This window comes from Coleofasciculus sp. G2-EDA-02 (assembly GCF_040226375.1).
Taxonomy (GTDB): domain Bacteria; phylum Cyanobacteriota; class Cyanobacteriia; order Cyanobacteriales; family Coleofasciculaceae; genus Coleofasciculus.
In genome coordinates this window covers 1-9,439 of the sequence record NZ_JAVKEW010000221.1, presented here as the reverse complement: position 1 = coordinate 9,439, position 9,439 = coordinate 1, and the positions used below count along the sequence as shown (strand labels likewise).

General features: G+C 38.5%; 5 protein-coding genes and 1 pseudogene. All 6 read right to left on the bottom strand.

The window, feature by feature from the left end; all coding sequences use genetic code 11:
- Window positions 1-331 precede the first annotated feature (331 nt).
- A complete protein-coding gene (locus tag RLO19_RS25820) occupies window positions 332-1,939 on the bottom strand; it encodes a glycosyltransferase family 39 protein (RefSeq protein WP_446360255.1) in 1,608 nt (535 codons plus the stop codon).
- Window positions 1,940-2,008: 69 nt separating this feature from the next.
- Window positions 2,009-3,571: a glycosyltransferase family 39 protein gene (locus RLO19_RS25815; RefSeq protein ID WP_446360254.1), complete on the bottom strand. Its 1,563-nt coding sequence runs from the start codon at window positions 3,569-3,571 to the stop codon at window positions 2,009-2,011.
- 120 nt (window positions 3,572-3,691) lie between these two features.
- Window positions 3,692-5,077 carry a glycosyltransferase gene (locus RLO19_RS25810; protein ID WP_446360253.1) on the bottom strand — a complete coding sequence of 462 codons (1,386 nt, stop codon included), beginning with the start codon at window positions 5,075-5,077 and terminating at the stop codon, window positions 3,692-3,694.
- A gap of 119 nt (window positions 5,078-5,196) precedes the next feature.
- Window positions 5,197-7,455: a WD40/YVTN/BNR-like repeat-containing protein gene (locus RLO19_RS25805; RefSeq protein WP_446360252.1), complete on the bottom strand. Its 2,259-nt coding sequence runs from the start codon at window positions 7,453-7,455 to the stop codon at window positions 5,197-5,199.
- Window positions 7,456-7,957: 502 nt separating this feature from the next.
- The gene (locus tag RLO19_RS25800; protein WP_446360251.1) at window positions 7,958-9,130 is read right to left on the bottom strand and encodes a serine/threonine protein kinase; all 1,173 of its coding nucleotides are present in this window, start codon (window positions 9,128-9,130) and stop codon (window positions 7,958-7,960) included.
- A gap of 183 nt (window positions 9,131-9,313) precedes the next feature.
- A pseudogene (locus RLO19_RS25795) lies at window positions 9,314-9,439 on the bottom strand (RNA-guided endonuclease InsQ/TnpB family protein); the annotation flags it as partial.

Here is a 9,439-nt window from a genome sequence, read left to right as displayed (position 1 = left end):
CTTGTCTATTGCAAAAATAGCGCGATCGCGCTATTTTTGCAAGTGCTACATGGGTACGATTTTTGAGGGCTTGAGCGCTCAAACCATTACGGTATAAGGCTTTAGCCTGGGCGCAGTACATCTGTATGGGGGGAACTTCAGCTTAACCCATGTCCTAAAACACCAGTCCAGTAATCGAAGCATCTACTTCAATTGTCTCAAAATGGTAACAATACGATACCCAGTCTCCCGTCTTTTGACCCTTCACGACCTTCGAGATTACCACCGATAACTTTGGTTACTAGACCGACGCTATAGCCATATTAACCTGCTATTACCAAACCTAACCTAATTATTTTTTGAGGTTGATTTTATCAAGACCATTGACAACTACCTGAATTGTAATGTTTTCATTTTGCTCAATGAAAGTCTTAAATTTTGGATCGGGATAAAAAACAAAAACATCACTAAATTCACTAATGTTTTCGACTAAATTAAGTTTTTGCTGCCATTGCTGAACATTGTCAGGTTGCAAAAGCTGAAACTTGACATCATTATCAATCAGATAGAGTAGCGCTAAAATAAAACTGTGTGTGGTTTCACTGATGACTAAAGGATTCTCAGCTTGATTGAGGTAGGGCGCAACCGCTAAATTTTTCCCACTAGCTGTTCCTCGTTGATCATCTAAACCAGCAGTTTTCTCCTGCATTAAAATCGTTCCCGAAATCATCCCCAGTGTGATTATAATCAAGAAGATAATAGACCAAACACGACGTTGCCACACCTTAAGAGATGTTGAACCCATTTGAGAGGCTAATAAATAAGCAACAGATAACTGAATACCTAAATGAGAAGGTAGATAATATCGAGATTGTATGTGTAATGCTGAGGGAGTAATAAAATTGGCAATTATATGTAATATAGGAGTAAGAGTAATCAAGATAACGATAAACAGCCATACATTTATCTGGGTCTTACGCACTAGATGGTAGAGAGAATAAATAATTAACAGGAACAGACATAAATATAGCAGTTTCTCCAGTCTGCCATATCGATGATAAAAATCAATAAAAACATGACCAATATTGCTATATAAAGACATGATTAGTTTACGAAAACTAATATTAAATTGGTCATAGTAGCTTGTCCCTTCGTCAACTCTGCCTAAATTTACAAAGAAAATAACAATCCAAGGACTAAATAAAACGATACTGATGACACAGGATAAGCCATAATTAATTAAAGTTTTGGTTAGTTTTAATTTTTCGATTAATATTACATAAATTGCTTGTCCCAAGGCAACTACAACTGAAAATAAGTGCGTATAAAATCCTAGTGTCAGTGTAATAGCATACATCAACCAACTGGTTTTAGCTTGGACTCGCAACGCTCTTAATAGTGCCGCACTACACAATAAAATAGTAACAGTCCATAAGCTATATGAACCGGCGTTCTGAGATGCCAATATATGAAAGGGAGAAATAGAAACTATAGCTATTGATACCCATCCAGTTAAAGGGGATTGAAATAACTCAATACATAGCCAATACAAACAAGGAAAGTATAAAAAACCTAACAAAACTGAGACGACTTTCGCGGATGAATGAGTCCCAAACAATTGCAGCCAAAATCGGCTGATTATATGGTGCAGAGGAACGTGTTCTGTTTTGCCTGATAAAACTTTAAAGACATCAGCTAAAGTTGTGTCGTCACTTGGGTACTGATATCTTTTCAACTCTTCTGCGCTAACAATGTTTCCACTATAAACTTCTTCTTTAAAGGCTTCACTGCTATGACCAGAAAGCCATATAATTTTCCTGACCTCATCAGCATTGTAAACTTTTTGATCGAGGTTGGCAAAACGCAAAAATATCCCAAAAATTAAAATAATAACAAAGAGTAAATGTAGGATTTTTAATTTCTTCAAATAATCTATAGTTTTGGAATTAATAACTTTCATAATGATTAAGTCCTATTAATGTTTTTTAAGCTCTTGACAAGATAAATAGTCCACTCTAGTTTGATTTTATCATGTTCGGTACAATCTAAATAGTCCTTTGTGAATTTTTTTAGCTTTAAAATTCGGATAATTGTTGTCTAGGAAGTCCAGCAACTCTTGACGTGGATAGTACAGGAATATGTCACTAAATTGATGTTCTGCCTGGGCAAGCATTAGCTTATTTGTCCACTGATTTACAGCATTCTCCTTAAGTAACTGGAATTTGACATGATCGCCAATAATATAGCTTAAAGACAGGAGATAGCTATGAGTTGAGTCACTGATCACAAGGGGGTGTTCATTTTTATTAATAATCGGAGCTATTTGAAGATTTTCAGATATTGGTGTTCCCTTAAGCTCTAAATAATCCCAATCTTGAGAATGTGTAATTAATACTCCAGATATTCCTCCAAATAAAATCAGCATCACAAGGAATAAGCTACTTGCCAGTCTTATGGCATGGTTTTTTAATTGCATTCCCTCAGCAATTAAGTAAGCAATACTAATTTGAATTCCTAAATATGATGTCGCTAAATAACGAGACTGCAAAGATCTTACACCAACTTGTGAAACCATATCCGGCAATATCAAAATTAACCATGAGGGAAAAATGAGTAATACAAGAAACAACCATTTCTGTTTTGACCTATATTTATAAATACGATAAATTGAATACACGAACAAACAAACAAAAATAATTGAAAGGTAGTATTCAAGCCTGGTGTGGTCATTAAAATCCATAAAAATGTCCCCAATATTATTAATGTTTACTTGAATTATTTCTTGAAATCCAGATTCAAATTCTCTTGTCCAAGCCGTTACTTCCTCAAATCGTCCATAGTTGGTTAAAATTACAATGATCCACGGTAAAAAAGCTATAGTAGCTGTTAACAAGGTGAAAAGATAAGCGCGTATTTTTTTACTCCAACCCCAGTTTTCTGTAATACCAGTGTAAATAGCTTGACCAAACAAGGTTATAGCAAAAAACAGATGAGAGTAAAGTCCTCCAATTATACTTAACGTGTAGGCAATCCAACTTATTGTTTTCCTTGTCCGCAAGGAATATAATAGCATTGCACTTGATACAATTGTCATTAGAGTCCATAAACTGTATTCTCTAGCGGCTTGTGAAAGCAAAATCTGATAGGGAGAAATAGAAAATAAGGCAAGTTCTACCCACCCCACTAATGGCGTTGTAAATAACTCACAACATAACCAGTAGAGGGGCAGAAGTGATAAAAGTCCAAGTATAACAGCTAAAACTCTTACTGAAAATGGTGTCCCAAATAAATGCATCCAAAATCTAGCCATTAAGTAAAAGAGTGGTGGATGCTCTGGATTATTAGAAAGCGCATAAACCGCATCATCTATTTTTTTTTCTGGAGAAAGCGTTTGATATTTTTGAATATCTTGAGGTGTAATTATATCACCAGTAAACATTTGCTGAATTACCTCTTCTCTTACATATCCAGATAGTCGATAAAAGCTCCTAACTTCATCCCAATTAAAAATCTTATTGTCAAGATTTACAAAACGTAAAATAACGCCAACAACAATTACAAAAATAACTAGTACCTTAATTTTATGAGGCAAATTTGTTCTGAAAAAATGAACAATCTTGGTAGGGTATGCAGAATGTAAACTATATAACATATAAAATTTACTATATCCAAGTAAGGGGTTAATTTTTTTTTCGATAGGGATAGATTTCTTCTAAATAAATTTTACTTTTTGAGCAGCATACAGACACATTTTAAACAAAACTAAACCTTCTTTAAAATGTTGTATATTTGAACTACCATAAGTCCTAGGAACATATCGCACTGGTATATCTTTAATTTTTAACCCTAATTTAGCAGCACCAAAAAGTAAATCGAAATCGCCAAAGGGATCGAAATCACCAAAATATGAGCGATTGGCAGCAATGCGCTGATAATTTTCTTTTGAAAGGACTTTAGTACCACATAGAGAATCCTTAATTTTTGTATTAAGTAAGTATGACAATAACCAAGCGAAAAAGCGGTTAGCCATTCGATTCAGCCAGGGCATAGCTTGAGAATTGATAGGATAAATCAAACGGCAACCATTGGCAAACTCACAACGTCCCGATGCAACAGCATCAAAAAAGTGAACTAAATCTTCCGGTTTAACGGTTAAATCAGAATCTAGAATAATTAATATATCTCCCGTCGCCATATTGAACCCTTGCCGAACAGCATCCCCTTTGCCTTTTCCTGTTTGTTGACAACTTTTGATGTCCCATTGATCGCCATATTTCGCCTGAACTCGTTGAATTTCCTCCCACGTATTATCCCGGGAATGTCCTTCGATAAAGATAATTTCTGTGTGCTTGCCTAACTGAGGCATTTCCGTCACACATCGTTCAATATTTCCGGCTTCATTTCGTGCTGGCACAATTACTGAACAGGTTAAATTTTTGATGTTTTTTTGTGCTTTAACTGGATCAGCTTGAGGTTGAGCAACAATATATTCAGTTAAACAAAGATTATTGATAAGTGGTAAGGGAGCTAAAAATTTATTGAATATACTGCAAAAAATAGGTATCCGTCGAGGAAACAACATTCTTTTTCCATGAAAAATAACTTCAAATCCAGATAGATCGAGTAAATTATGAATATCTTCATAACTTAGCCAGTTCAGATTAGAAACTGCTCTTCTTTGTTTGAGTAAAGTGGCAAAATTTAAAATAATTTCCCAGGCGGGATTATGAAATGTTAAAATTAATTTTGTCGAAGGCTTACATACTTTTTGTAAGTTTAGGAAAGCTTTTTGAATATCGCCGATATAACTGACTGCGTTAGCCATCAATATGTAATCAAACGCTTGACTGCACTGAAAAGATTCGGGTTTTTCAATCCCAAATTCTAATTCTGGAAATTTTTGTCTGGCTATTTTAACAGCTTCAGCATTGCTATCGATTCCTAACCCTACTTTAGGCTTTACAGCATTTAGCAAATAAGCGAGTTCTGAACCAATTTCTAAAACATCTGAGTTGGCTTGAACAAAAAAAACATATAATTTTTGAATGTCCTCATAATAATAACGATTTCGTTTAGTCCATTTTGTGAAAGAAGTCATAGTTTTAAAAACACCTTACTTAGATAGTTGATGCAGCGCAGCTTACTTTTAAAGTCTGCTATAGATTCCTGAACGTTTAGTATGATCTTTACAACTACTGTATTTTTTCTTGGTTCATTCTAGGCAAGCAAAACAATTACCGCGCCCATAAATATGATAAATGTTCCCAAAAGTTGTATCTGTATTTTCTTCAAGGGCAATCGTTTTTCTAACCCGAGATATCCTAAAACAAAGTAAGCCAATAAAGCCGTGATTAGGGACAGTAGCAACCTCAGCGTTTGACCCCTGTAAACATAAAACGCCAGACTTACAGACGTGAGTAATCCAGGTTCTTGGTCTTCATGTTCTGGAAGTTCCATTATTGCCCAGGTATTACCGCCATCGGTTGATTTAAAGATTTCTGCTTGGGCTGACCCAAAGCCATATAGGGTATTATCCGTAGCGTAGGCGGGTGAAAACTGGATGGGTATACCAGCACAGGGGACGTTATTCATTCTGGCAAATGCCAGGTTATCATTCCCAATTGGTGTGAAGCTTTGTCCTCGATTAACGCTCTTAAATAATCCCTTACCCCTGACGCTAACAATCAAGGTTTGGTCGTTTTGATAATTCGGAGATATGGCGACGCCTTCTATATAGCCGTTTTCGATAGCAGCAGAACTCAATAACTTGTCCCATATTTTTCCAGCATTGGTTGTTACAAAAAGTCCTCGGTCAGTCCCCGCAAAAACAGTTTGATCCGCCTTGTAATTCGGTGAAATCGCCAAGCGGATACTGCTAGTTTCACCTAAACCACTGTCTTCACTAACAGATTGCCAAGTTTTACCTGCATCACTAGACTGAAAAACTCCAGGATCAGAACTAGATGCGTAAAGAGTTGGATCAGATAGGAAATCTGGAGAGATGACGATGGACGCTGTTTCATTACTAAAGTCTTTACCAATTTTGCTGAGAACTGAGAATTTTTTTCCGGCGTTGGTTGACTTGTAAATAACACCTTGCTGGGTGAGTAAGTAAATAGTTTTATCGGAGTCAAAGGCTGGTGAAGTGGCGATGGTCATTCCCCGCGTAGAATACTTAGGAACCTTTGGAAGTTGACTTCTCTGCCAATGCTTTCCTCCATCAGTCGATCGTAAAAAATTATCCCATAATAAGGTGGCAAAGAGAGTTTTATCAGAACGGTAAGTCGGAGAAAAGGCAATATCGAAAAACCGTCGCGGATCTTGTGTTGGTTCTTCAAAACTTTGGGTTAAATAAGGAGCTTCTAACCCTTTATACATCTGAGTCCAGTTCATTCCAGCATCGTTGCTGATATAGGGATCTCCGACATAAGGAGCAATAGCGACTGTTGAATCATTTGCATAATCAGGAGATACGGCTAGAGCAACAATTGTTCTGGGGGATAAGGTTTCTAAAAGTTGCCACGTCTGTCCACTATCTGTAGTTTTAAATAGACCATCAAATCCTCCTAAAAACAGGGTGTTTTCAGAGACACTCAAATCCGTGAAATGAGGACTTTTCATGTCATCGGCTTGACTATCTTTCACCAAACCTTGACTCGATTTTTTCCACGTCTTTCCTTTATCTTGTGAGTAAAAGAAGCCGTCATTCCAGGTTGAGGCAAATAGAGTTTTATCGTTGGCATAATTCGGTGAAATGACAATATCTTGGACGGATAGGTCAGACAATCCCTGATTTAATGGTGTGAATGAGTCTGCCAAATCAGTTGTTTGAATTACACCGCCTTTGTCTGTGCCAACAAAAATAGTTTGATCTGAGGAAAAATTGGGTGAAACGGCTATAGCTGTAATGGCGCCACTATTTTCAACAGGAGAATTCGTTTGCCAGGTTTCACCGCGATCCCCTGACACATAGATATTCCCTTCCTCATCTCCAATAACGATTGAATTTGTATCATTCGGAATAAAGCTAATTGTCTTAATTTTATTCTGGTTATCTAGAACTTTATTCCAGTTTGCACCGCCGTCATCGGTTTTATAGAGTCCACCTTCACTTCCGGCTGCTAAAACGAAATCCGAAGCGTTGGGATCTATCTCTAAGACTTCAATGTTTAAATTGTCTAATCCGTTATTTACGTTTTGCCATGAATCTCCCCCATCTGAGGATTTATATATCCCGTCTCCAAAGGATGACATAAAGAGAACCGGACGGGTTGGAGAAATAGATAAACCCGCTAAATTCGCTATATTATCCAAGCCATTAACGATTCTTTGCCACGAAGAACCTCCGTCCGTTGATTTAAATAAACTACTCCGCACTATAATAAATAATGCTTGATCTTGCTCATACTTCGGAGATAAATCAACTTGAGTGACAACATCATGAGGTCTATGGGCTAAAGCAGGTTTTGCTGTCAAAGAGAAAATCGTCAATACCAGGAAGAACCCTATAACAACCCTTTTCAGCAAAAGCCGAACCTTTTGCCTATTGTTTTGAGTAAATTTCAACCCACTCTTAAAAAACATATACACCCCAAGGGAAATAAAAAATAATAAAAAACAGGAAATGCTTCAATAATAATAAGCCGTAGACGGAAGTTGACTATTTTTTGTCATCGGTCTAACCCCTAACTTGCATTGACAACTAAAAACCAATAGCTTTTATTAAGCTACCAGCCTCTTAATGGCTTGCTTATGGATGAGTTTTGACTTTCTCCTCTCCTATCCGTTGAGAAGGTCTGACAACTTGTATTGGGCTAAGTGATGCTACCTTAGCAGATGTTCAAAGTTTATGGAAATAAAATTTTGTTAATTTTTTTAACGTTTCTGTGAAGTAGGCATCAGACTAACACAATACCTGTGGTATGTTCACAGTGAACAGCGTAATCAGGCGGGAGAAAAGCATCAGTTGCCTTAAAGGTTACAGGATAAACATGGCAAGTAATCCGATATATATCCATGCCATAGGTATACCAATAAACAGTCCGGCAATCGTCCAACCGCGTTGATGGGCTTTGAATTGCTCAATGCTGCGCCATTTTCTACTTTTCCAAGCCCATTCATTCCCCTTTGCACCTAACATGATTGCCATTAACCATCCCACTTGGGGGACTAATGCCAACAGTCCAATCCAAACTTTATTGGTGAGGGGCCACAAGTAGGGCATGAAAAACGCACCCCAATTCCAGCCTTTGATTTCATCGGGGACAGGAATTAAGGCATCAAATAAACCGCCACAGCCTGAATTGTTAATAAAGGCGGTTGGAATCGGTTGAATCGAATGGCGCGTTGTCTGACCCGATTCTAGGGCGTTGAGCGCAGCCGCCGCACTGGGGAAGCGCTGTTCTAGTGCGGGTTCGGTTAGCTTTTGCATCCAACTGATTAAACTAGGATTGAGGCTCACTCGGTCTTCAAAGCAAATGCGTAAATTCCGTTGGGGCAAATCAGCCGGGGCTGTACCTGTGAGAAGATGAATCAGCGTCGCGCCGAGGGCATAGAGATCAGAGGAGGGAACTGCCCGACCGCCAAACTGTTCCATGGGAGCATAGCCATAAGTTCCCACTACAGTAAAGGTAGCACCTTCTGTGGTTGCTCGATCCTGCACCGCACCAAAATCGACTAAATAGATATGTCCATCCTCACCCCAAATCAGATTGCTGGGCTTGATATCGCGATGGAGTACGGCGGGATTAAGTTGATGCAGAAACTGAAGAATGTGTAGGAGTTCTCTGGCAATTTTACGGATATCGGCTTCAATAAATCGCTGACCCTGACTCATCAAGGTTTTCAGGGAAACGCCAGGAATATAGTCTTGCACTAAGCCGAACCACAGCGATCGCTCATCGATGTGAAAATAGTCTCTATACTTGGGTATGCGGGGATGCTTTAGCTGTTTTAGGATCTGTGCTTCCCGTTCAAATAGCCGTAAATCGTCCCATTGCACCTCACCGCCAAAGGTTAAGAGTTTCACAATCACGGGTTGAGGCACAGATAGGGTTATATCATCTGCCAGCCAGGTTTGACGCCGAGGATTGTCACCGAGTTTTTGCTTAAGCTGATAGCGATCGCGTAAGATCTGTTGGGGCTGTAGCATATCGCCTTGAATTAGTTAAATACTTATGTCTCTAATCTAACCCTTACCTGGGTGCGGTTCATCAAACTTACATCATCTTTGGTGTCCCCTGGTGGGGTTTGTCTGATTCTCAAAAAATTGGGCAAAATCAGACCGATGGCAATACTGGCAATGATCAACTGGAGTAAGTTGACACTCCCCGCCCTATAAGAGCGGGGATTCTTCCGTCATAGGGATTCCAGTGAATTTACCCTCAGAAAGCATCTTGACCGTGTGTCCCACGGCTGCAAGTCCACGAATACAGACTACTTGAGCGGCTGCAACGTCTCT

What these genes read in the sequence shown, in the direction of transcription:
- RLO19_RS25820 (WP_446360255.1), bottom strand. Translation starts at nt 1,939, where the DNA reads ATGAAAGTTATTAATTCCAAAACTATAGATTATTTGAAGAAATTAAAA.
- RLO19_RS25800 (WP_446360251.1), bottom strand. Translation starts at nt 9,130, where the DNA reads ATGCTACAGCCCCAACAGATCTTACGCGATCGCTATCAGCTTAAGCAA.
- RLO19_RS25810 (WP_446360253.1), bottom strand. Translation starts at nt 5,077, where the DNA reads ATGACTTCTTTCACAAAATGGACTAAACGAAATCGTTATTATTATGAG.